This window comes from Paenibacillus sp. FSL H8-0034, assembly GCF_038000305.1.
Taxonomy (GTDB): Bacteria; Bacillota; Bacilli; order Paenibacillales; family NBRC-103111; genus Paenibacillus_S.
The window spans coordinates 1,028,918-1,054,916 of sequence record NZ_JBBOBS010000001.1; the positions used below are offsets into that span (position 1 = coordinate 1,028,918).

23 protein-coding genes and 1 pseudogene are annotated in these 25,999 nt (G+C 46.4%); 22 read left to right on the forward strand and 2 right to left on the reverse strand.

What is annotated here, in order from left to right:
- Positions 1-181 precede the first annotated feature (181 nt).
- Entirely contained in the window at positions 182-412 is a 231-nt protein-coding gene (locus tag NST47_RS04785) for a hypothetical protein (RefSeq protein ID WP_341154112.1), read from the forward strand.
- A 105-nt stretch (positions 413-517) separates the two neighbouring features.
- Here NST47_RS04785 and NST47_RS04790 read toward each other — a convergent pair.
- Both NST47_RS04790 and NST47_RS04795 read right to left on the reverse strand, forming a co-directional pair.
- A pseudogene (locus NST47_RS04790) lies at positions 518-1,208 on the reverse strand (Rpn family recombination-promoting nuclease/putative transposase); the annotation flags it as partial.
- 59 nt (positions 1,209-1,267) lie between these two features.
- The gene (locus tag NST47_RS04795; RefSeq protein ID WP_341154113.1) at positions 1,268-1,468 is read right to left on the reverse strand and encodes a hypothetical protein; all 201 of its coding nucleotides are present in this window, start codon (positions 1,466-1,468) and stop codon (positions 1,268-1,270) included.
- Positions 1,469-2,259: 791 nt separating this feature from the next.
- Here NST47_RS04795 and NST47_RS04800 point away from each other — a divergent pair.
- From NST47_RS04800 to NST47_RS04900, 21 genes are all read left to right on the forward strand, one after another.
- Entirely contained in the window at positions 2,260-3,795 is a 1,536-nt protein-coding gene (locus NST47_RS04800) for an extracellular solute-binding protein (RefSeq protein WP_341154114.1), read from the forward strand.
- A 116-nt stretch (positions 3,796-3,911) separates the two neighbouring features.
- Complete coding sequence (locus NST47_RS04805; protein WP_341154115.1) at positions 3,912-6,230, forward strand: helix-turn-helix domain-containing protein; 2,319 nt, start codon at positions 3,912-3,914, stop codon at positions 6,228-6,230.
- A gap of 26 nt (positions 6,231-6,256) precedes the next feature.
- Positions 6,257-7,342 carry a mandelate racemase/muconate lactonizing enzyme family protein gene (locus NST47_RS04810; RefSeq protein ID WP_341154116.1) on the forward strand — a complete coding sequence of 362 codons (1,086 nt, stop codon included), beginning with the start codon at positions 6,257-6,259 and terminating at the stop codon, positions 7,340-7,342.
- A gap of 146 nt (positions 7,343-7,488) precedes the next feature.
- Positions 7,489-8,373, forward strand: a complete 885-nt coding sequence (locus tag NST47_RS04815; protein ID WP_420832546.1) for an ABC transporter permease — start codon at positions 7,489-7,491, stop codon at positions 8,371-8,373.
- A 37-nt stretch (positions 8,374-8,410) separates the two neighbouring features.
- The gene (locus tag NST47_RS04820; RefSeq protein WP_076231194.1) at positions 8,411-9,292 is read left to right on the forward strand and encodes a carbohydrate ABC transporter permease; all 882 of its coding nucleotides are present in this window, start codon (positions 8,411-8,413) and stop codon (positions 9,290-9,292) included.
- A gap of 77 nt (positions 9,293-9,369) precedes the next feature.
- The gene (locus NST47_RS04825; RefSeq protein ID WP_262688129.1) at positions 9,370-9,942 is read left to right on the forward strand and encodes a helix-turn-helix domain-containing protein; all 573 of its coding nucleotides are present in this window, start codon (positions 9,370-9,372) and stop codon (positions 9,940-9,942) included.
- 286 nt (positions 9,943-10,228) lie between these two features.
- Entirely contained in the window at positions 10,229-11,224 is a 996-nt protein-coding gene (locus NST47_RS04830) for a Gfo/Idh/MocA family protein (RefSeq protein ID WP_341154117.1), read from the forward strand.
- A gap of 55 nt (positions 11,225-11,279) precedes the next feature.
- Positions 11,280-12,242, forward strand: a complete 963-nt coding sequence (locus NST47_RS04835; protein ID WP_076231201.1) for an ABC transporter permease — start codon at positions 11,280-11,282, stop codon at positions 12,240-12,242.
- Positions 12,243-12,269: 27 nt separating this feature from the next.
- Positions 12,270-13,151, forward strand: a complete 882-nt coding sequence (locus NST47_RS04840; RefSeq protein ID WP_341154118.1) for a carbohydrate ABC transporter permease — start codon at positions 12,270-12,272, stop codon at positions 13,149-13,151.
- A gap of 31 nt (positions 13,152-13,182) precedes the next feature.
- Positions 13,183-14,697: an extracellular solute-binding protein gene (locus NST47_RS04845; protein ID WP_341154119.1), complete on the forward strand. Its 1,515-nt coding sequence runs from the start codon at positions 13,183-13,185 to the stop codon at positions 14,695-14,697.
- A gap of 24 nt (positions 14,698-14,721) precedes the next feature.
- A complete protein-coding gene (locus NST47_RS04850) occupies positions 14,722-15,084 on the forward strand; it encodes a cupin domain-containing protein (RefSeq protein ID WP_341154120.1) in 363 nt (120 codons plus the stop codon).
- A gap of 118 nt (positions 15,085-15,202) precedes the next feature.
- Positions 15,203-15,955 carry a sugar phosphate isomerase/epimerase family protein gene (locus NST47_RS04855; RefSeq protein WP_341154121.1) on the forward strand — a complete coding sequence of 251 codons (753 nt, stop codon included), beginning with the start codon at positions 15,203-15,205 and terminating at the stop codon, positions 15,953-15,955.
- A gap of 68 nt (positions 15,956-16,023) precedes the next feature.
- Entirely contained in the window at positions 16,024-17,244 is a 1,221-nt protein-coding gene (locus NST47_RS04860; protein WP_341154122.1) for a Tm-1-like ATP-binding domain-containing protein, read from the forward strand.
- A 7-nt stretch (positions 17,245-17,251) separates the two neighbouring features.
- Positions 17,252-18,082 carry a phosphoenolpyruvate hydrolase family protein gene (locus NST47_RS04865; RefSeq protein ID WP_341154123.1) on the forward strand — a complete coding sequence of 277 codons (831 nt, stop codon included), beginning with the start codon at positions 17,252-17,254 and terminating at the stop codon, positions 18,080-18,082.
- A gap of 237 nt (positions 18,083-18,319) precedes the next feature.
- Complete coding sequence (locus NST47_RS04870; protein WP_341154124.1) at positions 18,320-18,691, forward strand: response regulator; 372 nt, start codon at positions 18,320-18,322, stop codon at positions 18,689-18,691.
- Positions 18,692-18,888: 197 nt separating this feature from the next.
- Positions 18,889-19,290, forward strand: a complete 402-nt coding sequence (locus tag NST47_RS04875) for a response regulator (RefSeq protein ID WP_341154125.1) — start codon at positions 18,889-18,891, stop codon at positions 19,288-19,290.
- A 231-nt stretch (positions 19,291-19,521) separates the two neighbouring features.
- A complete protein-coding gene (locus NST47_RS04880; protein WP_341159607.1) occupies positions 19,522-20,598 on the forward strand; it encodes a response regulator transcription factor in 1,077 nt (358 codons plus the stop codon).
- On the forward strand, positions 20,595-22,412 hold the full coding sequence (locus NST47_RS04885) for a cache domain-containing sensor histidine kinase (protein WP_341154126.1): 1,818 nt from the start codon (positions 20,595-20,597) through the stop codon (positions 22,410-22,412). Before NST47_RS04880 ends, NST47_RS04885 begins: the two co-directional genes overlap by 4 nt.
- A 120-nt stretch (positions 22,413-22,532) precedes the next feature.
- Positions 22,533-23,498 carry an ABC transporter permease gene (locus NST47_RS04890; RefSeq protein WP_341154127.1) on the forward strand — a complete coding sequence of 322 codons (966 nt, stop codon included), beginning with the start codon at positions 22,533-22,535 and terminating at the stop codon, positions 23,496-23,498.
- A gap of 19 nt (positions 23,499-23,517) precedes the next feature.
- A complete protein-coding gene (locus NST47_RS04895) occupies positions 23,518-24,390 on the forward strand; it encodes a carbohydrate ABC transporter permease (protein WP_341154128.1) in 873 nt (290 codons plus the stop codon).
- Positions 24,391-24,439: 49 nt separating this feature from the next.
- On the forward strand, positions 24,440-25,948 hold the full coding sequence (locus tag NST47_RS04900) for an extracellular solute-binding protein (protein ID WP_341154129.1): 1,509 nt from the start codon (positions 24,440-24,442) through the stop codon (positions 25,946-25,948).
- Positions 25,949-25,999: the final 51 nt, after the last annotated feature.

Below are 25,999 nucleotides of genomic sequence, written 5' to 3' on the forward strand. Positions count from 1 at the left end.
CATCGCGGCTGCAAGGTGGGAGGGTTGAACGATGATTGGGGCGCCTTGCAGCCGAGTGCACCCTCTCTGAGCAATCATACCGTTAACCGTATGTCCTTGGTTAAAGCCTGTAGCTTAATGAATATACTATCAATTTACCGTACACGAACGCATTTAGCAATAGTGGCTATGGATATATACAATGACTTCAACGCTCTGTGGAGTAGGTGGGGTCACTTCAGCAGCAGCTATCTACAACGATGGCAATCCAATCCATAAGATCAGCAAAAAAAGCTTCGACAGTAAAGACAATGTCATTATCTCGCACTCTGCATTGAAGGAAGGCTGGGATAATCCGAATGTATTCCAGATTTGTATACTGAAGCATAGCGACTCTACGTTGAAAAACGGCAGGAGGTTGGTCGCGGCCTAAGGTTATGTGTCAACTAGAATGGTGATCGAATTGACTCTAGCATCCCCGAAGTATAAATAAGCCAGCCGGTTTCAGGCTGGCTTTATTACATTATATGATCTTTCTAATACCTTCAGCTTTTGGTTCATCTACTTTGGATGTTTCAATACGAAGAAATTTCAATCGGGTGTCATACTCCATTCAAGTCTGTACATAGCTTTCTTCAGCATCGGTTCGTTCACTGTCAACGCCTCCCAATTGGTCTGCTCTACGCCTCTTAAAAACAAAAGCCAGTTTACCAAGCCACCGCCCATCGGAACCTCGTATTCCTCCAGCTTGGGCAATTCCATCACATGGACTTCAATATCATCAATTAATGGGATTAGTGTATGATCTTCACGCAGATGAAAAACATTAGGGTAGCGGTCATTTGGTAGGAACGAATAGTTCAGAATGGTGATTGTCACACATTTACCCAGTTCGCTATAATTGCCGCCTTCTTTAATTTGATGGAAGTACATCCCGCTCCAGTAAAAAAGCGTACGCTTCTCCACGTTGTATGGGTTGAACAACTGCATCTCAATATTGATCAGCTTGCCTTCGGCTGTCTTGGCTTTAATGTTGAGAATGGATTGCTTATCCTTTGGGTCGTTTTGTCGGTATAGGGATTCATCAACGTAATCTCCGTCAGCGGCGGCTCACCAGCCTCCATAAAGGTGCTGTTGAGAAACGCGAGCAACACATCCTTGTTGCTGTCGCTTCCAAATATTTTTTTGAAAATAAAATCGTTCCGTGCATCGAGTAACTCCAACTTCATCATCACTCCATTGTTGTATGTTATTATATCATACTGCTGTTGTAGGAGCATTACAGTGGTCACAATTTTGGCCACAGACTCTTGCCCTCAGGCGTGATGTCTGCCGCCCCGACAACATCAGACGAACTGAACTTCTTGATTTGAACGTCGGCAGGTGAGGGCTCGCCAAAAGCAGATGCGATGCTGCCAAACGATAGACAGTCCGCCAGCACAAGGTACATAGCTGATTTCGAGATTATTTTTTTGCAAAGTCTAAACATCATAATTCCTCTTCTTTTTCTATTATTGATATAAGTCGAACGGATTTAAATCCGATTCGCCACAGCAGGTGATATACAACATTTCTCGGCTGAAAAGACCGTTTACGTTCATTAGATCGATAATGCTGCAGAATGTGTACCGTTCCTTCAGTAATCTCCAACAATTGTTGTATAAAGTACAATGAATTTAAAAAATATTTGTCCAATACAAAATGTGGGTGAACTAAAAAATCCCCCTACCTGTGTAGGAGGATAGCAGTATGGATGGTATAAGGGAACTCTCTTGTCCCATCTGTTTTGGCGAATGCCGAGTGGCTGTACAATGAGTAGGAGGATAGCAGCAATCAATTGCAGAACGCAGTCTGATTTATAACTCCAGCAAGCTTTGAATAAGCAGAACGGGCAGGGCAGCAATGGCAATAAAGCTATAGAAAAAACCAATCAGAAAATGTTTAACGTGACTCATGGCGATCCCTCCATTTGTTGGTATGTGCTACATTATACGCCGCCTGCCGAAGAGAAAGCTTAAGCTAAGCTTAGAATCTTATTAAATTTTCAGAATATTTTGCTAATAGTCTGTCCGATTACAGTTCAGCGCAAAATTGATTCATCAATGGGTGACAATACTTGATGTTACAGTGTTTTTTGAAAGCCAGTTCAAGAACTGTCACTTACATGCAGTCGAAGATCACACTACAATTAAGCTGCAAACGACCCATATGAGCCGAATTGGCTTGGCAATCGGGATCGTCACGAAAAGATATTGAGCAGATATAGGGAGGTTTATGAACATGAAGGTTTTATCTCGTAAAGCAGTCAGCTCGTCCCTGCTAATGACACTTTCTTTAGGTGTGATCGCAGGGTGCGGCGGCGACAATCCACAGCCACAAGCAGCAGGAAGCACGCCCCAGGCTCCTACGGATCTTAAGGTTCAATTCATGGTTCCATCGTACGCCGATGTTCCGAACATGAATGATGAGTACTGGTCCAAATTTCAAAAGGAAAGCAAATCTCAGCTGGAGGTGGAATGGATTCCTTCCGGTGACTATGATACCAAGTTCGATCTGGTGCTTGCTTCCGGCAACATTCCGGAGGTTCTTGTAGCGGGTAACATTACACGTCCGACCTTGCAAAACGCAGTTAAGCAAGGTGCATTCTGGGATTTGGCACCATTTCTTGGGGACTTCAGCAAGTATCCAAATTTGAAGAATAACAGCTACAAGGAAGTATGGAACTATATGAAGTCCGAAGGCGGCATTTATGGTGTGCCGAGAAATCGCCCGCAAATCGATATCAGCTTAAAAATGCGGAAGGACTGGCTTGATAAATTCAAATTGCCAGTGCCAACTACGTTGGATGAGTACACAGCCGCATTAAAAACGATAGTCAACGGCGATCCTGACGGCAACGGGAAAAAGGACACAATTGGTCTCATCGGGCAAGGGTTTTTGCTTGCTGACGGTGATGGCAGCTTCCTGTCTGCCTTTGGCGGTCTGGACCCGGTGTACGACAAGGAAGGCGGTCTGATTAATAAAAATTTAACTTCAAATTATACGGATATGGTCGCCTACTTCCGTCAATTGTATACAGATGGCATTTTGGCTAAGGATTTCTCGGCTATCAAGCAAACGCAGGCAGAAGAAATGTACACGACCGGACGCGCGGCTTCATATGCCCGGAACGTTTGGCGGGACTTCACTTTTGAGCAGGGGATCAAGAAAGTACAGCCGGAAGGGGAAGTCATTTCATTGCCACCGATGAAAGGTCCTGGAGGGGTCAGTGTTCAGTTATCCGTACCTTTCTCGGGTGCCTTCTATATTTCCAAAAAAGTGCCTGAAGAAAAAGTGAAGCAAATTCTCGATTTCTTCGAGAGAACAACAACGATGGAGCAAACGGACTATAACTACTACGGTATTGAGGGCGTACATTATACGATGGTCGAGGGCCAGCAGCAGCTGACCGATCTTGGTAAGAAGCAGGTAACGGCTAACGGGACAGGCGCAATCTTCCCGCTTGCTTACAACAACAAGATGAAAGTTATTAATCCGGCGGCCCCGAAAGTGTACAACGACGCCAAATCGGCATCTGTAGAATCGTACAGCAAGGTCGGCAAAATTGATTTCTTCTCGATTATCAATTCCAATACGTGGATATCGATCTGGCCGAAATACAATAGCGAATGGCAATCGATGGTTGTGAAAGCTATCGTCGGACAAATTTCCATGGACGAGTACAAAGCCTATGTTGACAAGCTGAACAGCAGTGCGGAGTTCAAGAAGGCGTATCAGGAATTTGCCAAGGAATACAAGGAAAAGATCGGCAGCTAGAACAGCATCTATGGGAATCTTCTGCTGGCACTTGATGTATTGTGCTTCACTCCCTATCATTAAAGCCAGCACACAGCTCATACTTAAGATGTTGAGCTCTAGAAATGGGAGGACTTATGGCGAACTGGAGCAAGTTATTTTTGAAATACCTGGGAATCGAGCGACTGACTAACCCCAATAAATATTTATACAAGCTGATCTGGCTCGGCTGCATATCCGTATGTGTTCCGGTTATTTTGGCAAGCACGGTCTATTACCAGCTTTCGATGAATCGGATGGAGACCTTTATTCAGACCGAAAGTGATTCGTCCTTGACCATTCTGAAGGACCGTGCTGAAAGGGTGTTACAAGAAATCGAGCAGGATTCGCTCCAGCTAGCCAAGGATCCCATGTTACAGGAAGCCTACACAGGTTCATCTAGTGATAGTACCATCTGGAATATCGAAATCTTGAAAAAAATTGCGTTGGTTAAAAACTCGAACAGCTTTATTAATGAAATCTTTTTATATAACAGCCCGGGCAGCGTAATTCTATCTAACGAATATGGCCCCATTCCGAAGGAAGAGTATAAATATAAGGAAGATATCGACCGATTGCTGGCAAGCAAGTATTTGACTCAATGGTCCCCGCTCAGCAAAAGGGAAGGATACATTACCTTTGCCAGATTACTTCCATTAATTGGGAATGGCGGACCCGAGGGCTTACTCGGCTTTGAGATCGAGACGTCGGCGCTCAGCAAGTTTTTAGAGACCGATACGGTCATTGTGACCAGTGCCCAAGAGCTGATCATCGTCAAATTGCACGATCCCTTTGGCTTGGACAGGAAATCCGATGCTGAGCTGTTGCAGCAGACCGGCAGCTTAAAGGGTATACAAATGATTCAAGCCTCTGACAAAAACTCCGGTCGGTTTGTGGCCGAAGGTATTGACGGTAAGCCGGCGCAGTACAGTTATGTGAAAAACGTGTTTGCCAGAACCTATGTTTCCGTCATACCGGAGCAAGCGATTACGGATCAATTGGACTGGATTCGCAGGATTATGGTGCTCATTCTTGTGCTTTTTGTGGGCGTTGGGGTCCTGCTGACCTACTTCACCTCCAAACGGGCTTATAACCCTATAGAGCAATTGATTAATCAAAGTCGTTCGCTCCGTGTAGACGGAATTCAGGATAAGGAAAATGAGCTGGATATCATTAAGGAATCTCTGGATTATTTGAGCAAGGAAACGAAAAAGCTTGGTGCCTATATGGACAAAATGGAGCCTTCTTTACGGGAAAAGTTTCTTTTTCAACTATTGAGCGGCGATTATACGAGAAATGAAACGCTGATTCAGGATTGTGAAACGTATGGGATTGAAGTAACCTCGACGAATGTCGTGCTGATTGTTGAAGCCGAAAACATATACAAAGAGAAGCGGTTTTTACCTGAGGAAAAAGGGATCGTGGCCTTTTCGTTGGCGAATGTGATGCAGGAGATACTGCGCAGTCATACGCTGCAAGGCTATGTGATCCCTTATCAGGGGAGAGGGGCGGCGATTCTGCAATTCAAGCCCGATATGGTGCAGCAAGCGATGCTGGATCTCACAAGGGAATATGCCGCTGCCATCTCAGCAGCCTTCCACAACTATTTATCGTTTGAGGTGACCGTTGGTATTGGACGATTGTATGCGCATGTGGCTGACGTTCCGGTGTCCTACAAGGAAGCAGAAACCGCACTGCAATATCGGATATTCCGGGACTCGGAAACGATTTTATTTATTGAAGATGTGGAGCCTGTGAAGAAGCAGGCCTTGATCAAATACCCTCGTGAGCAGGAGGCAGCTGTTGTGGCTGCACTCGAACAGGAGGATATTCCATTCGCTACTCAAAATTTCAAACGATTTACGGAGATTCTGCAAAGCTCCCAATCCTATGTATTTATTTATCAGAGCTACCATGTACTGCTCTCTTCATTGATCGTCTCTTTGGAAAAGCAGGGAGCCAATGCCGTAGACGTCATGGAGCACAATTTGTTTGGACAGTTGGGCGACAAACAGACCTCACAGGAAATTTGTGAATGGTTTGAGGATACACTGTTCCCACTGTACCTTTGGTTGACGCGGAACGATCGGGAGTCAGCAGGTGAGTCGATCATTCAAACAATTTGCACCTATATCAGTGAAAATTGCGGAAATGATTTGTCACTGGTACAGTGTGCGGAAATTGTCGGTGTGAGTCCTTCCTACCTGAGTCGACTGTTCAAAAAAAGCATGGGCAAAAACTTTCTGGAATATGTCGTGGAAAGCAAAATCGATGAAGCCAAACGGCTTCTAAGGGATACGGATCAGGGACTCGGCGAGATTGCCACAGCGATTGGATATTCGGAACGAAACTTTATCCGGATTTTTCAGCGGCATGTGCAGATCACGCCAGGCGGCTACAGATCAAACCACCGTTAGATTCGAATCAAGATGGAGGCCAAGTGATGAAGATTAAAAGTATAGAAACCTTTACGACCCGAAATTTATCCTTTGTTCGTGTCACATCCGAGGACGGCTTGCAGGGATATGGACAAATTGCTCCTTACCATGCCAATATATCAGCGCTCGTGCTGCATCAGCAAATTGCCCCTCATGCGCTCGGAGCCGACTGTGATGCAATCGAGGTTTTGACTGCGACCTGCATCAGGGAAGAGCACAAATTTCCTGGCTCTTATATATGCAGGGCGGTCGGCGGGCTGGATACGGCATTATGGGATTTGAAGGGGAAACGATTAGGGAAAAGCGTATGTGAGCTGGTGGGCGGAAAACCGCGTCAGGTAGAGGTTTACGGTTCCAGCATGAAGCGCGACATTTCCCCGGAAGACGAGGCTGAGCGGATCAAGCGTCTTCAGGATACGTATGGGTACGGTGCTTTTAAAATCCGTATCGCCAGCAATTTCGGTAATGACGTGGATGTCTATCCGGGTCGTTCGGAGCAGGTGGTGAAGGCGGTCAGGAAAGCCATTGGCGATAACACGCCACTGTATGTTGATGCCAACAGCGGCTTAACGCCGCGCAAAGCGATTGAAACCGGACGTATGCTTGCGCAATATGGCGTCTGTCATTTTGAAGAGCCTTGTCCGTACACGGAGCTGGAATGGACCAAGCAGGTGGCAGACGCTCTCGATATCCCTGTCACTGGCGGTGAGCAGGATACCGATCTGGCGCAGTTCAGGCGCATGATCAACATGCGTGCGGTTGATATCGTCCAGCCGGATATATGCTATGTGGGCGGCTTCAGCCGTGCGCTGGAGGTAGCCAAAATGGCCGCGGCCGTGGGGATGACCTGCACACCACATGCTGCCAACCTGTCGATGCTTACGATATTTACCCTTCATATGGTCGCGGCTATTCCGAATGCGGGGACACACATGGAATATACGATCGAGCAGGACGTTTGGACGAACAACCTTTTTATGGAGCCCTTGGAAGTACGTGATGGCAAAGTGCAGGTTCCCGAAGGAGCAGGCTGGGGTGTGACGATTCGACCGGATTGGCTCGCTAGTGCGGACTATCAGATCAGTGAATAAGGCGATATGCGCATCATCTATAACACGAAAATATCTTCTTCAAAGGCATCATTCAGAGGCTTTTAAAATAATGAGGTGACTTTATGCAAACGGCTGTTATCAAGAAGCAAACCAAACAACAATCACGGCGTAGTTTGTGGTCAACAATGGTACAGCAAAAATGGATGTATGTACTGGCAATGCCGGGAATCCTGTACTTTATTTTGTTTAAATTCGCGCCCCTGTGGGGCTTGTTGATCGCCTTTAAGGAATACAACCCGTATAAGGGGCTATGGGGCAGCTCATGGATCGGCTTGACCAATTTTACAGAAATGTTTGCCAGTCAAACCTTTTATATCATGCTGCGAAATACGTTTGCGATTAATATTTTTGGCATTATATTTATGTTCCCCGTACCTATTTTGCTGGCATTGATGCTTAATGAGGTCCGACATGAGGTATTTAAGCGCATTAATCAATCGATCGTATATTTGCCGCATTTTCTGTCCTGGGTCGTTGTAGCGAGTATGACCTTTTTCATGCTCTCCACAGATGTAGGGATTGTCAACAAAATGATATCCGGTATGGGTTTTGAGACGGTATCCTTTTTATCGACCCCGAACTACTATTGGGGACTGATTACCCTGCAAAGCATGTGGAAGGAGGTCGGCTGGGGAACGATCATCTTCTTGGCTGCGATGGCTGGCGTTGATCCTCAGCAGTACGAGGCCGCAGTTATAGATGGGGCGTCACGCTTCAAGCAAATCTGGCATGTCACCCTGCCGGCGATTCGTCCGACCATTATTATTTTATTGATTTTGCGGCTCGGCCATATGGCGGATGTCGGTTTTGAACAGCTGCTGCTCATGAACAACCCGCTAGTTACTTCGGTTTCCCAGGTGTTTGATACGTATGCTTACACGATCGGAATTCTCGGAGGAAAAATCAGTGTAGGTGTGACCGTAGGCATGTTCAAGGGCGTTGTGGGCTTGGTTCTCGTTATGCTGTCCAACTATGTTGTCAAGAAAATGGGACAAGAGGGCATCTACTAGAGGTTGTTTAACACGCACAATAAAGGAGGTACACCCCGTGAGTTTCGTAGCGACTAAAAAATTGACGCTTTTTGACTATATAAATTACTCACTGCTGGGCGTGATTTCGTTGGCCTGCATCTTTCCGTTTATTTATGTGTTCAGCGTATCCTTCACAGACCCTGAGGTCTATGTGCCGCTGCAATTTTATTTATTACCGGAAAAGTGGTCATTGTCGGCGTACAAGTATATTTTGTCGACCAACAGCTTTATCAACGCTTTAAAAAGCACGGTATTCGTAACGGGCATCGGAACGGTGCTGAGTGTCATCATTTCGTTCACGTTTGCTTATGTGCTGACCAAGAAAGTTGTTCCTGGACGGCGGTTTATGCTCAGCGCGGTTATTTTTACACTGGTATTCAATGCCGGCATTTTGCCTAATTACCTGCTGATCAAGGAGCTTGGGCTGTTGAACTCCTATTGGTCGCTGATCCTGTCCGGTTTAACCAATGCATGGAGCCTGATCGTGATCAAAAGCTTCCTCGAATCGCTGCCTCCGGAGCTTGAGGATGCAGCCCATATTGACGGATGCTCCGATATCGGTGTGTTTTGGCGGATTGTGATTCCTTTGTCCATGCCGGCTATCGCGGCCTTTACGTTGTTTTTCGCGGTGTCGTACTGGAATACGTATTTTAATGCGTTGATCTATTTGACCGATGCCAAGAAATGGACACTTCAGGTGCTGGTCAAATCACTTGTTATCGATTCGGATTCGAATGGGGTAGGCGCAGCTGGCGGGGGTGGAGACGATCGTGTCATTCCTCAGGAGACGATACGAATGGCCTCCATTGTCCTCGCAATTGTGCCGATTCTCATCGTATATCCGTTTTTGCAGAAGCATTTTGCCAAGGGTGTCATGCTCGGATCGGTTAAAGGATAGCCAGGTAACACTTGACTTGTTCCACAAGGTTTAGCTATGATAAACATGGTTTACCTTGAGGACAGGAGAATGAACATATGGATCTTGGGAACAAAATTATGAAAATCCGAAAAGAGCAGAACCGCAATTTGACCGAGATTGCCAACATATGTGGCTTTTCCAAAAGTCTCTTGTCAAAGATTGAAAACGGGAAAACGGTTCCTCCTATTGCCACTTTAATCAAAATAGCCGATGCTTTGGGAACCAAGGTTTCTTTTTTACTTGATGATCAAGTGCAGTCCGGTACGATTTATACAACATTGGAAACGAGCGAATCGAAGCTTGTCAAGACAGAGAAGGGCTACTCCTTCTTTGCCTTTGCTGTTGAACGTGGTGAAAAGCTGATGCAGCCTTTTCTTTTTGTTTCACGTAAGGACGAGCACGACAGTAAAAATGTGTACAGCCATAATGGCGAGGAGTTTATTTTTATTCTGGAAGGCGAAATGCGCTACAAGGTTGGCAATGTCGAGTATACGTTAAAGCCTGGCGACAGTCTGTACTTCGATTCGGTTGAAAAGCATATGCTGTGCCCCATCACAGATGAAGTGAAGTATATAGGCGTATTCACACAGTCCAAAGCGAACAGTGGACTACCTGACGCTCCATCGTAGAGAAGCTTGTCCAACTTATTTAATCCAAAGCTTGAGGAACAGCCTCAGGCTTTTTTGTCATGCTATCGATGATTTCCATCTCAAGGATTATGGACAAGCTAACGGGTAATTAATTGTCAATTTTTTGAAAGAAAGCGATTGCATTATTCATAATGATGGTGTAAAATAAATCTTGTTCAACATAGTTGAATTAAATACAACTTTGTTGAAAATGAATTTGTCGTGCATCTCGTTGTCGAATCAGTGTGCTGGGTCAACCAATAATTTCAAGAGGTGGAGTGGGACGATGAAAAAGTACAGAGTAGGTATTGTGGGTGCTGGCGGCGTCACGGAATTGCATTTTGTAGGGTATAAGGAACATCCTGAGCGAATTGAGATCGTAGCCTTGTGCGATCCGAATCCCGAAGCCTTGCATGCCAAAGCGGATAAATATGGAGTGCCTCAACGTTTTACCGATCTGCACGATTTTATTCAAAATAGCGGTATCGATGTGGCAGTCGTGTGTACACCTACCTCCATCCGGAAGCAAATTGTACTGCCGTTGATTGAGGCTGGTCTTCCTGTATTTGTTGAAAAGCCGTTCTCCGATACGTTGGAGGAAGCGACCGAGATTACCGAGCAAGCGAGACAGAAGGGCGTACCGATATCGATCAACCAGAACTTCAGACGCCATTATCCATTTGAGCTCGTCAAGAACAAGGTGGCGGACGGTGTAATTGGCCAAATTACGTCGATTGTGTTCACGAATATTTTCTTTAGACAGGACGTAGGCTGGCGCCAGGAATGCGAACGCAACGCGATGTCTGTGATGGGGATTCATTGGTTTGACGGGTTTCGGCAAATATTGGGCTGCGATGCCGTATCAGTCGTTTGTCAGAATCGTTCCTCCTCCGCCATTCAATGTGCAGGTGAGACCGATGCAACCGTTCAGGTCGTTTTTGAGAACAATGTTGTGGCTACTTATGTACAAAGCTTCTCCTCCACCTTTAACAGAACTGAGATGATCGTAATTGGCGAGACGGGAACAATTGTAACCGGCTATAATCGTGCCGATCTTTACCGTAAAGGCGAGAAGACGCCTGCAGAGACCTGGGAAAATAATCTATCGAGAGAAATCGCTACATACGAAGGACTGAATCACCTGCTGACCTCACTGGAAACGGGCGTTGAAGCGCCTAACAGCTCGAAGGACAATCTCAAAACGATTTCTATTTTGGACGCAGCCTATGTATCGGCCGATGAGCAGCGCATCGTTCAATTAAAGCACGGGATTCTGGTGTAAGCGTGCAGCCTGTCCGATATTTTGACCATAATGATGGAAGTGGAAGGTAGTGAATATGGAAACACAATCATCTGCGATGCAATCGTCCATCACCAGAGAGAAGAAAAAAGTGCGGCGGCCACTTGTGTCCGATATCCGGCGTGATAAATATTTGTATATGTTGATTTTACCCGGCGTTATCTTTTTCATCATATTTAAGTACTTTCCGATGTGGGGAATCGTGATTGCCTTTCAGGAGTATTCCCCATACGCAGGCGTTTGGAATAGTGATTGGGTTGGGCTGGAGCACTTTATTCGTTTTTTTTCTAATCCCGATTTTATACTGCTGTTCCGTAATACGATGGTCATCAGTTTTTTAAACCTGGTGTTTTTCTTCCCACTGCCTATTGTCTTATCATTATTGCTGAACGAAGTAAATAACAAATTTTTCAAAAGCGTCATTCAGTCGATTGTTTACCTTCCACATTTTCTGTCATGGGTCATTATCGTCGGGATCTCGTTTTTACTTTTGTCCCAGTCCTCGGGTATTGTCAATATGATGATGAGCTCAATTGGACTGCCCAAGTATGATTTTTTGACGAATACCGATACCTTCTGGGGAATGCTCGTGCTGCAAAACATCTGGAAAGAAACCGGTTGGGGTACGATTATCATTTTGGCGGCGATTACAGCCGTTGACCCGCAATTATACGAAGCCGCCAAAATAGACGGGGCCAATCGATGGCTGCAGGCTTGGCATGTAACGCTGCCTGGAATCCGGAGTGTTGTTCTGGTCCTGCTCATATTGAGGCTCGGACATATTATGGATGTCGGGTTCGAGCAAGTATTTCTGATGAGTAATGGTGCTGTCGCCCAATATGCGGATGTTTTTGAAACGTATGTGTACCGGAATGGTATCCAAAGTGGACAATTCAGCTACAGTACAGCGGTAGGCTTGTTCAAATCCTTGGTAGGTCTTGTTCTCGTGATCGTGGCCAACAGGCTGGCCAAGAAAATTGGCGAGGATGGCGTCTATTAAGTACAAGCGACAAAGGTGGTCAGGACAATGAAGGGAAGCTTCGGAGGACGTATATTTAACATTGTGAATGCGGTAGCATTAGTCGTAATCGGAATCATTACGGTTTTCCCCTTATATTATGTGTTCATTATTTCCTTTACCGACCCTTATGAATATCTTCAGAAAAGCGGCTTCGTCTTGTTCCCGCAGAACTGGTCGCTCGGTTCTTACCGATATTTATTAGATACGGATACGTTTAAAAATGCCACGTTAGTCAGTACCTTCCTGGCCACGGTTGGCACCGGATTAAGTCTGATCTTCACCTCAGCCATGGCGTTTGGTATATCCCGCAAGCGGCTCAGAGGCAGACGCATCCTGATGCTGATGATATTACTCACGATCTTGTTCAATCCCGGTATTATTCCCAATTATATCGTCGTTCGTGACTTGGGGATGATCAACAGCGTATGGTCGCTTATTATTCCTGTGCTTATCAGCGGATGGAATGCCATTCTGATGAAAAGCTTTTTTGACAGCATCCCGGTTGAGCTTGAGGATGCGGCTATGATCGATGGCTGCAACGATATCGGCACGTTCTTTCGTATTGTGCTTCCGTTGTCGGCCCCGGCCCTGGCTGCCTTCGGCTTGTTCTATGCGGTCGGCTACTGGAACACCTTCTTTAACGCTATTCTGTTTATTAATGATTATACGAAGGTGCCCTTGCAGGTGGTGCTCAGAACGATGCTGATTGATTCGGAAACCTCTACAGGCGGGGCATCGGCAGCCGAGATGGTGTCAGAGAATCAGCTTCCGAAGCAAACGATCAAGATGGCGGCAGTTGTCATAGCGACAGTCCCAATTTTGGCTGTATATCCGTTTCTGCAAAAGCATTTTGCCAAAGGAGTTATGCTTGGTTCAGTTAAAGGTTGATCGCAGTTTCATTTTAATGGGGGGTTCGGCTATGAAAAAACGCTCAAGGAAACATGCATTGATCGCGATGTTGTCGGTTGTTGCCGTCTTAACTACAGCTTGCTCCGGCAGCAATCCAACAGCGACAGCACCAAAGGGAGAGGAAGGCAAGCAGGAAGCACCGGTCACTCTGAATATTTTCAGTAACTTTTCCATTGCCCAGCCGCCATCGCCGGATAATCCGGTCACCAAGGAATTTGAAAAAAGAACGAATACCAAGCTGAATATTACCTGGGTTTCGGATACGGTTTTTAATGATAAATTAAATGTACTTCTGGCCTCGGGCGACCTTCCGGATGCGATTAAACTGCCGGATACGACCGTTCCCCAGTTTCTAACGATGGTGAAGCAGGGCGCTTTCTGGGATCTTACCCCCTATTTAAAGGATTACAAAAACTTGATGGATTCACCCAAAAGCATGTGGGAAAATTCGAAGATTAACGGTAAAAACTACGTCGTTCCGATTGTTCGTCCCCTTGAAGGTGGAACTACCTTTTTTATTCGCAAGGATTGGCTCGATAAGCTGGGGTTGAAGATGCCAACAACGCTCGATGAATTGTATCAGGTCATGAAGGTTTTTAAGGAAAAGGAACCCGATGGGAAAAAAGGTACCTACGGTTATACGATGCGTACCAACGATCAAATCGAATTCATTTATACTGGCGCTGCAAGCAAATGGAAGGTTAAGGATGGCGGGCTTATCGATATTACGCTCGAACCTGCAATGCGTGAATCTTTGTTGTATAAGAAAAAGCTGTTCGATGAGCAGTTGATTCCACCGGATTATTCGGTGATGAAGAACGATGACTGGGTTGATATGGCGTCAAGCGGTAAAGTAGGAGTTACGACTGAAACCATTGAAGCGATGTGGCGCTGGACCTATGATCAGTGGAAGCGCGATCCTAAGGTAAATTGGGAGCCGATCGTGTCCTTATCGGGCCCAGGGACAGGACCGTTCCAGCAGCAAAACAGCGGATTTATTGGCGTCACAGCGATTCCGAAGAGCGTTCCGGAAGCGAAGATGCGTAAAATTCTGGCCCTGCTCGATTACGGCGCTTCGGAGGAAGGCAGCACCCTGTCGCAATATGGTATTGAAGGTGTCCATTACAAGAAAGAAGACGGTTTTTTTATAACCAACGAGCAAGCGGTTAAAGACAACCTGGGTACCGGGTCGTTTGGCAAGCTCTTTATGAAGCATGATCCGTATATGTATGCTTTTGCCCCGGGCATGCCGAAGGAAATTTTTGAAAAGAACAAAAAAATCATTGATGCCAAAGCCAAAATCAGCACACCTATACCTGTGATCGGGCTGGTATCCGAAACCAACAATAAATTAGGTGCCGATTACACCAAGAAAATCAACGATATGAAAACCCAGGTTACGATGGGCAAGGTCGGTATTGACGCATGGGATAAATTGGTTGCCGATCTGAAGGCAGATGCCAATTACCAAAAAATTATTCAGGAAATGAATACCGCATATAAAGAGCGATTAGCAGCTAAGTAAACATATAAAGGAGACTGAGAGTGTATGGCTACCATCACTGACTTGAAAAAGCAGGAAGCAGCACGTATTTTAAACGAAAACTGGGGCAAAATTCAATGGCTGTGCGGGCAGGATATTGATCCAGCCAGCGAAATGACATTCGGAATGGTCTATATTAACGCAGGCCAGGCAAATCCAAGGCATGTACACCCGAATTGCGAGGAAGTCATCTTTATTTTATCCGGTGAATGCGATCATACTTTAGGTGACGAATCCTACCATTTGGAGCCGGGTATGATGCTGCGGATTCCGCGCAATGTGCCGCATAATGCAACAACAACGAGCTGGGAGCCTTGCCGGATGATCATTGCTTACTCAGCCCCGGACCGTCAGACGATCGGCGAATAAAGGATAGGCAGCATAGCCTGGGGAATGAACGACTTCTCCCGGTTATATCTGCTTGGAGGGGTGTTCTCGACAGGATTAAATACGTTCACGAATATATAGTGACAAGGGAGCAATCGAGATGAGCAATAAGCTGGCTTTTTCAAGACTGACGGCAACCGTTGAGGAGCAGGAACAGCTTTTTCAACAATTTGGTGCTGTTGGCTATGATGGACTTCAACTAAAAGCAGTGCAATATTTGCCTTATCTGCATGAACCGAACCGATTTAAAGAAGCCTTCGGACATTTGCCGGGTATCGGCTCGGCTCTGATTGCAGGCGGTAATCTGGATGCGAGCAGTATCGAGAAGCTGCAAAGCACGATTCAATTTGCTTCAGCAATTGGCACGGAGCTGATTGTTTATTGTCATGGTATTCCAAGAGCTGATGTGACGGCTGCTGACATTCGCCAGTATGCAGACGTGTTATCGGATCTGGGACTAGAAGCGCAGCAGCAAGGGGTTAAGCTGTCGCTGCATCATCATCATAATAATCCGGTCATGTACCGCGATGATTTTGACATCTTCTTTAACCAAATCAAGGAAGGCTCGGTAGGGCTTACGATTGATACGGCCCATTTGGTTAAGTCCGGTATTGACGATGTGGCGGAGGTTATTCGCAGCTTTGGTCGCGTGATTGATAACTTCCATATGAAGGATTATGAGCAGGGTGAGTGGAGGGTGCTGGGTCAAGGGGCTATTGGTTTTGGCCCGATCTTTGCCAGTATTCGGGATATAGGTTATACCGGATGGATCTCGGCTGACGAGGAAAGCGGTGGTGATTTGCTTCAAGGCATGAAGGATTGTTATGCATATTTGCACAACGGATTGTTATAATCGCTCAATTTACTGGCAATACATGAAGCTTTCCTGCAGGTTATGAGCTAAAGGAGCGGATACATGCGATGAAAAAGGTGGTTGTGCTCGGGGCTTTGGATACGAAAGGTTTAGAGTTTCAGTTTGTCAGGGATCAGCTGAAGGCATGTGGTGCAGCAGCGTTTGTCATCGATACCGGTGTATTGGGAGATCCACTGTTCCCCCCGGATATAACGGCAGATGAAGTGGCAAGGGCAGGGGGCTCCAGCATCGAGCAATTAAGGCAGCTGAATGATCGGGGTACAGCCATTGCAGTGATGACCCGTGGTGCTGCCGAGATCATGATCGGATTGGAGAGGCAGGGGATGGTTGGCGGTGTGTTCGGCATGGGGGGCACAGCGGGTACGACAGTCGCCGCTTCTGCGCTGCAGGCACTGCCGATAGGTATTCCAAAGCTGCTCGTATCAACGGTAGCATCGGGAAATACACGACCATACGTTGGTGTTAAGGACATTACGATGATGTATTCGGTTGTCGATATTGCCGGTTTGAACCGTCTGTCCAGACGTATATTGAGTAATGCCGCCCATGCCTTGGCGGGTATGGTACTGAACATGGAGGAAGAAGTCGAGGATGATAAAGTAACATTGGGCATAACGATGTTCGGTGTCACGACGCCTTGCGCTACCCGTGTTCGTGAAATTCTGGAGGAGCAGGGTTACGATCTGCTTGTCTTTCATGCGACAGGTACAGGCGGCTTGGCTATGGAGGAATTAATCAAGGCAGGTTATATCAAGGGCGTTGCCGATATTACAACAACCGAGCTTGCTGATGAATTGGTAGGGGGCATATTCAGCGCCGGACCGAACCGTCTGGAGGCAGCGGGTGCGGCAGGCATTCCACAGGTAGTCTCGGTGGGAGCACTTGATATGGTTAACTTTGGTGCTCCGGATACGGTTCCGACACAGTTCAAAGAACGCACCTTTTATCAGCATAACCCGACAACCACGCTGATGCGTACAACGGTTGATGAGAATAGGGAATTAGGTCGCAGACTGGCTCTCAAGCTGAGTGCTGCCACTGGCCCGACTATTGTTGTGTTTCCGAAGAAGGGGGTTTCATTGCTTGATATGGATGACAAGCCTTTTGCAGGAACAGAAGAGCGTCAAGCCTTGTACGAGGGTATAAAGCAGCATTTGCGGTCGGATATTCGATTGATCGAATTGGAGACGCATATCAACGATACAGTGGTAGCGGAGTCGATCGCTGGCTATTTACTGGAGCTCCTAACACAGAAGAAGGAAGGGTAGAGCAGAGATGGCAATTTCCAGAGTAGACATATTAAGCCGACTGCGGGGGCAATTGGAGCAGGGGCATTTTATTGTAGGAGCAGGAGCGGGAACCGGGCTATCGGCGAAATGCGCTGAAGAGGGCGGCGTCGATATGATTATTATATACAATTCAGGTCGCTATCGGATGGCTGGGCGAGGCTCCCTTGCGGGCTTGATGCCTTATGGTGATGCGAATCAGATCGTTGTGGACATGGCGAGTGAGGTGCTTCCTATTGTTAAGGATACTCCGGTGCTGGCGGGTGTATGCGGTACCGATCCGTTTCGTTTGATGGACGTATATCTCCAACAGCTGAAGGATATGGGCTTCTCCGGCGTGCAGAATTTTCCAACAGTCGGCTTGATTGATGGCGTCTTTAGACAAAATCTCGAGGAAACCGGCATGGGCTATCATTTGGAAGTGGAGATGATCCGCAAAGCACATAAGCTCGACCTGTTTACGACTCCCTATGTGTTCAATGAAGAGGATGCCATTCAAATGGCTAAGGCTGGGGCGGATGTGCTTGTTGCTCACGTAGGCCTGACGACCAAAGGAAGTATCGGGGCCAAAACGGCTTTGACGTTAGATGAATCGGCTAACCTGGTGCAGCGTATTTATGATGCCGGGAAAAGTGTAAATCCCGATATTATCGTCATCTGCCACGGCGGACCGATTTCCGAGCCGGAGGATGTTGATTATGTGCTGGGTCATACCCAAGGGATTGCCGGCTTCTTCGGCGCTTCCAGTGTAGAACGGCTGCCTACGGAGATTGCGATTACCGAGCAGGTGAGGAATTTTAAAAGCCTCACGAATAAATGAACAGGCTTCTCGTCTTTCAATTGATGAGCAGTCAGCCTACCGTGGGTCCGAATGAGGCTGCGGTACAGGCTGGCTGTTCTTTTTTGGCATGCTAAGTGCCATTAGGTAAAACCTCAAATTGTTAACAAATTGTTATGGAATTTAACCCGCGTACAACAAGTGTCTAAAACTCCTCTAACTCCGATTTGCTATAGTAACATTATCAAGTAGGAACATATGGAGATGGGGCGTTACAGCATGGCAAGAGTAATGGTAGTAGACGATGCGGCTTTTATGAGAATGATGCTGAGAACAATGCTGGTTGAGGGTGGTCATGAAGTTGTGGGAGAAGCGGCCAATGGTCTGGAAGCCGTGCAAGCTTATATGAAAATAAAACCGGATATTATAACGATGGACATTACGATGCCCGAGATGGACGGGGTCGAGGCGGTGAGGGAAATACGCAAGCTTGATGCAGCAGCCAAAATCATTATGTGCTCCGCGATGGGACAAAAAGCTATGGTTGTAGAAGCGATTACCGCGGGCGCGAAGGATTTTGTCGTCAAGCCTTTCCAGAAGGATCGGGTCATCGAGTCGGTCAATAAAGTACTGGGTGGTCCTGTAAGCTGAGGATCGTTACGATTATCCACTGTTTGAAGAGCCGCCTCCTATTGTATTTAGACAATAGGAGGTTTTTCGTCGTTTCAACATAAACATTAAAAAAGCGTTTGGATTATTAATAAATAGAAGATCGTTTCCTGAAAGTTACCTAATAATTACCTGTTATACTAAGGATATAAATCAATAAGAAAAATTGGAGGCGTATAATGGCAAAGGTCATGGTCGTTGATGACGCTGCTTTTATGAGGATGATGCTAAAGATGCTGCTGGTTGAGGCTGGACATGAAGTAATTGCTGAAGCTACGAACGGTAGGGAAGCCGTTCATACATATATGAAATACAAGCCTGATCTGGTCACGATGGATGTGACGATGCCCGAATTGGATGGAATCGGGGCTGTACGACAAATTCGTAAGCTCGATCCATTAGCCAAAATTATTATGTGCTCCGCCATGGGGCAAAATGCCTTGATCGTGGACGCAATCAGTTCAGGGGCCAAGGATTATATCGTGAAGCCTTTTGAAAAGAAAGAAATTATTGATGCTGTTAATAAAGTTCTGGATGAATCATCGTTATCCTTTGAAGACCTTCGTCGCCGTTTCCGGTGATGGAGGTTTTTTAATGTTACGAACATTTATGAACAATTCTTATGAAAAAAAGTATATGTACGATGCGCAGGAAGTGTATGGTCCCGCTATACGGATCGGTGTACGCTGTTAATAATCCAAAGCTGACAGCCTGAAATGAGCCCTTGGAGGTTATAATTGACGAAGTGGGATAAATCTTTTACGATGCAGAGAGTGTAAGCGCTTAAAAAGGAGTGACTTCAGTTGTATACGATGATGATTGTAGAGGATGAAACGATTATTCGCGAAGGGCTGAAGAGTTGTCTGGATTGGCACTCGCTCGATATTGAAATTATCGGGGAAGCGGCTGATGGGGCGGCTGCTCTCCAGCTGGCTAAAGCGATGCTTCCGGATATTGTGTTAACCGATGTGGTAATGTACGGGATGGACGGTATTGAATTTGTAAGCAGACTACGCGAGGAACTTAGCGACAAGCAGGTGCAGGTGATTTTGATCAGCGGGCATGAAAATTGGTCCTATATCAAATCAGCACTGCAGCTGCAGGTGACGGACTACCTGTTAAAGCCATTTGATACGGCAGAGCTGGAGCAGGTGATTCATAAAGCAAGGAAGGCTTGCGATGCCGAACGGGAGCGCAGACTGTGGGAGCAGGGGCTTCCCCCTCACCTGCAGGCAGAACAGGACTATTTTCTGGAACGTAAGGCCGCATTGGAGACGGCGATCATCGTGGAGCTCGAGCAGAATGAGCGGATGAACCGGATCTATTCGGTCCGATTATACTTTGATTGGTTTCGTAAGTTCGAGCGGAATGCCGTACCTTATTTGCAGGCATTTTGCGGAATCCTGTTGATGCAGATCAAGCAGCGTTTCACAATATTGGCCGAGTCAGGCTCCACTGATTTTGTGGCTGAAGGGATAGAAGCGATGAAAGGCTGTATTACCGATGAAGAGCTGGAGGAATTTATGGTCAATTTACTTGACCATTTGGCTGAATTGATTCACAGCAAGCCGGACCAGCGTAGAACCATACGCAGTATTATGGAGCTGATTCAATCGTTTTATATGGAGGAGCTAACGATTTCGTATATTGCAGCCAAGGTTCACTTGTCCCCCAATTATTTGGCTACACTGTTCAAGAAGGAAGTGGGAACGACGCTCAATGATTATGTCACTGCCGTCCGTATTTCTCATGCCAAGCGTCTGCTCTCGGAGGGCAATCTGCTCATTCAGGAAATTGCCGAGAAGGTCGGCTATAAGGATGTCAAATATTTCACGAAGCTGTTCAAAAAAGAGGTCGGACACAGTCCGAGAGCGTACCGCGAGCAATGATCAGGCCTACACTTCTGCGCCGCTTGCTGCTGCTTGACGCCCGCATTAAACTAAGGCATAAGCTGTTGATCGCCTTCATTCTGATCGTGCTGATTCCAACGCTTAGCATTGGTTTTTTTTCGTACCAAAAATCATCCTCCATCATACAGGAGCAGACGAGCCATGCCTATCTGGAGGCGCTTCGCCAAACAACGATCAATATCTCATACCGGCTTAGGGAAGTCGAAAATATTTCAGAGCTTATTTATACAAATGAAAAGCTGCAAAAAATTGTCCGTAGGGCAGCTGCGCAGGAGCTATCGATTTCTGAAGTGTATGAGGATTATAAAAGCCTGACAGAAATCATAACGAATCTGGAAAAAAATCGCAATATATTTCGAATCCGCCTGTTCGTTCCAGGTAATCCCTTATATGCAACAGAAAATCGTAATATTTTTCCCATTAATGCTGTAGATGCAGAAAAGCTGAATAAGGAGCTGCTCAGCCAGCCAGGATTTATGAAATGGAGCTTTGTCGATCAACAGGCGTACTTATCGAACGGCATCAAATCAGTGCTGTCACTCAATCGGCTGATGAAGGATTTTGAACAGGTGAATAATGTTCTGGGTGCTGTTGCGATTGATGTTGACGAGAATACGTTGAACGAGGTGCTGCGCGATATGAGCTTGTCACTTCCTTACCAAGCGCTGCTGGTCAATAAAGATACGGTAATTACGACCTATACGAACAACAAGTCGGATCAGTTGTCGATCAGCTGGGACATATTGAGGAACAAGCTGCAGAGCCACCCGCTTCCATACAAGGGTTATGAGAAACTTGAAATCGATGGCAAATCGTATCTGTACCTGGTCCACCCTGTCGATCAGCTGGATTGGAGGCTGGTGGTCCTCATACCTACGATAAATATTACGGATCAAAGTACACTGCTCGGTTTTTTTATTTCGATTCTGACTTTAATTCTGGTAGTAGCTGCCATTTTATTATCGATCGTGCTGTCGGGCAGAATTACGCGTCCCATCCACATTTTGGCTGAGAAAATGAAGGGCATTGAGCAGGGGAACTTCGGGGAAATGGTGGAGGTCACCGGCCATGATGAAATATCGCTGCTGCAAAGGCGATTTAATCGGATGTCGACCGAAATTAACAGCCTTATTGAGGAGGTTTACAAAATCACGATCAGCAAGCAGCAGGAGGAAATGAAGGTGCTGGAAAGCCGCATTAACAGCCATTTTCTATACAATACCTTAGATACGGTCAAGTGGATGGCCTTTCGCAATAAGGAGCCGGATATCGTGCAGATCGTGACAAGCCTGTCCAAGTTTTTCCGAATCAGTCTGAATAAAGGGAATGATGTGCTGACAGTGGATAAGGAGCTGGAGCATGTGGCTGCCTACATGGATATCCAGAACGTACGGTTTAACGGCCAGTTGGGGTATCATCCTGTTATTGATGCCGAGATATTGGGCTTGGAAATCATCAAGCTGATTCTGCAGCCTATAGTTGAGAATGGCATCATACATGGTGTGAACAGAAAAGCCGACAAGAAGGGTAATATCGTCATTCGTGGAGTTATTGTCGGGGATTTCATCGAATTTATGGTGATTGACGATGGGGTAGGCATGGATGCGGCTGCAAAGGATCGTCTATTTACTTCCTCCACTACCGGATATGGTTTACGTAATGTCCATCAGCGATTGGTGCTTACCTATGGTCCGGATTGCGGGGTTAGGGTCTGGAGCAAACCCGGTATGGGCACGGCTGTCAAGCTGATTCTGCGCAAGGAAAGAAGGACACTTCCCTTGGAAAGAGCGTAAGATAAGACACCTATTCGTAGGTTTGCCCCGTTACGGGGGCTTTTCTTTTTGTGTATGATAATTGATGTAAGCGATACCAATGATTGTACAGCTACAAGATAGAGAGGAGGGTTACCGTATATGGAAGGTGTGAACGCCAACATGCAGCAGGAAGAGACACGGAAGGGAGCAGGGGTCCGACCCAGAACGTGGTGGAAGGATTTGCGGCAGGATTACGATCTGTATTTGCTGCTGCTGCCAGGCTTGATCGTATTGCTGCTTTTCAAATATACACCGATGTTCGGTGTTGTGATTGCGTTCAAGGATTACAATTTGTTCGATGGCATATGGGGCAGCCCCTGGGCGGGATTCACGTATTTTGAAGAGCTTTTTGCTAACCCCAAATTTTATACCGTGCTGGTCAATACGTTACTGATCAATCTATACAAGCTGGTGTTTCAGTTCCCGCTGCCGATCATCCTTGCGCTGATGATTAATGAAGTACGTCATTTGCCCTTCAAACGGGTTACCCAGACGATTACGTATTTACCGCATTTCTTGTCATGGGTTATTATCAGCGCGATATTCATCAACCTGCTTTCACCGGAGACCGGAATATTAAGAGAAATCTTCGCCTTGTTCGGCATGCAGCATGTATTAATTATCGCAGACGAGCGGTTTTTCCGCAGCTTGCTGGTGGTATCGGCAGCCTGGAAGGAGACGGGTTGGTCCTCGATCATTTATTTGTCAGCGATCGTATCGATAGACCCGCAGCAGTACGAAGCAGCCAAGATGGATGGGGCAGGCAAGCTGCGGCAAATCTGGCATGTAACCTTGCCTGGTATTCGTAGCGTTATCGTATTCATCATTATGCTGCGGATCGGCCACGCTTTATCGAATGATCTGGAGCAAGTGCTGATGTTCTACAGTCCGCTTGTCTACAATGTTGGTGATGTTATCGGAACCTTTGTGTACCGTGTCGGGCTTGGAGAGATGAAGTACAGCTTCACAACGGCCATTGGGTTGTTCCAGTCGTTGATCGCCATGATCCTCATTATAACCGCCAACGCAGTAAGCAAAAAATTTGGCGAGCGCAGCTTGTGGTAAGAAAAGGAGGCGGTTAACCGTGCGCTTGAAAACCAGAAACGAAGTCATGTTCGAACTGTTGAATTATATCCTGCTAACCTGCATCATCCTGACTTGCCTGATCCCGGTGCTGAATATTGTAGCCAAGTCGTTCAGTGGCGAAGCCCATGTACTTGCGGGAGACGTGTTTATTTGGCCGATTGAGTTCCAGCTTGATGCTTATCGTGTAGTACTCGGCAGCCAGAAATTTGTAAGCTCCTTTTCGAACTCGGTATTTATTACCGTGGCTGGCTCTTTGATTAATGTCACACTGACCGTGTTTACAGGCTACGCGTTGTCGCGCAGCAGGTTAAGAGGGCAGAAGGTGATCATGATGCTGTATGTGTTCACCATGCTGTTTGGAGCGGGACTCATTCCCACTTATTTGGTCATCAAAAGCCTGGGGCTGCTGGACACCTTATGGGCATTAATTATTCCGACCCTCGTAAGCCCATTTAATATGATTATCGTCCGTTTGTTCTTTTTCAATATACCTGACAGCCTGGAGGAATCGGGGAAAATGGATGGAGCGGGCAACCTGCGAATTTTGTTCTCCATTATGCTGCCGCTCGCAATGCCTGTGGTCGCAACGATAGGACTATTCTGCGCGGTAGAATATTGGAACAGCTATTTCGATGCTTTGATGTACATTAATAATAGTAAGCTGCTGCCGCTCCAGGTGTTTTTACGCGAGATGCTATTGAGCGCTTCGGATGCAAGCAACAATATCGATATGCTGTCACAGGTTCATGTATCCCAGGAATCGATTCGCGGAGCTACGGTGGTAACGGCAACACTGCCGATTGTGCTTGTTTATCCTTTTTTGCAAAGATATTTTGTTAAAGGCATCGCGCTTGGAGCCGTAAAAGGCTAATACAAGCAATCATAAAGCGACTTGAAAAATGAAATGGGGAGGCATAAACATGAAGATGATGAACCACAAGAGAGTTGGCGGTGTTGTATCCACCGTGATGCTCTGTACGGCCTTGGCGGCCTGCAGCGGAGGAAATACAGCACCGAGTGCAGGTGGGACAGCAGCAGCCGGTGGAGGCAAGGATAAGCCGGTAATCAAGGTGCTCGGTCCCAACAATATGGAGGAATTTCCGACGGGGAGCGATGTGAACAACAATGAGATGATCAGCGAGATCCGCGAAAAAACCGGTTTTAACGTTCAATGGGAGCTCCAGCCCAAGGATGCTGAGGCAGCCAAGCAGAAGCTTAACGTCATGATGGCTTCAGGAGACACCCCTGACATTATTATTCTTAACGATAAGGCGACATTCGGCAGCTTTTTGCAGCAGGGACTGTTAACACCGCTCGATCCACTGCTTGATGAAGTCGGTAAAGATGTCAAAGCTACATTGACACCCGATCAATGGAAATCAGCTTCCTACAAAGGCAAGATTTACGCGGTTCGTACTGTTAATTTCGGTGTGGGCACTAAAGGATTGCTTGCCCGGAAAGATTGGCTTGATACATTAGGCATCAAAGAACCGAAGACACTAGATGATTTCTACAACATGCTGAAGACAATTAAGGAGAAAAAGCCGGATGCAGTTCCTTATGCAGGTGCGTTGGCGCAGGGTGGAGGGGATTTGTCCAGTCTCGAGGTTATAGCTGGTGCTTTCGGTCAGGCTGTCGATTACACGGCGAAGGATGGCAAGGTCGTGTACAATTCGGTAGAGCCAGAAGCCAAGGAGTTTCTCGCTTACACTAACAAGCTGTACAACGAAGGATTGCTGGATAAAGAAGCATTGGTTAACAAAAATGATAATGTGAAGGAAAAGCTGGTCAGCGGCAAGGCGGCTATGTCAACCATTGGTTGGGCAGATGCCAAGGTTATTGGCGATGCGATCAAAACGAAGGACCCAAGCTCCAACTTAATGTATATCGATCCGCCTACGGGCAATAACGGAATGTCCGGTGTAGCCAAAGGCCAGACGACTGTCAAATATTTCATCATTCCTAAGTTCAGTAAAAATGCTAAAGCCGCTGTAGAATTCCTGAATAAAATGACCAACAAGGATCTGATTGATTATATTTCCTTCGGTGTGGAAGGCAAGCATTATACGAAAAAGGATGGCAAATTTATCGCCACACCAGAAGCTGAAAAAATTCGCTTTCGTGTCTATTACAATATGTTCGATACGATAGAGCTTGGCTTGCAGCGGATGGAGCAAAAAGGCTTTGCACCTTATTTTGAACCGGTTGTCAAATATTCAAAGCATGAAAATGTGATCGATCTGGTTCCACCAATTGAAATCGTCGACAAAAAATCGAAGGAGCTTGCCGATCTCAAAAAGGAGTATTTCCTGAAAATCATTTCGGGTGCACTGCCGCTTAGCGCTTATGACGAGTATGTGGCGAACTGGAAAAAAGCCGGTGGTGAAGAAGTGCTGAAGGCCTTGAGCGACGCCTACTTACAAAAATAACACAGGGCACGTGAATAATATAAAATCATGCATCAGCAAATAAGCTGAAAC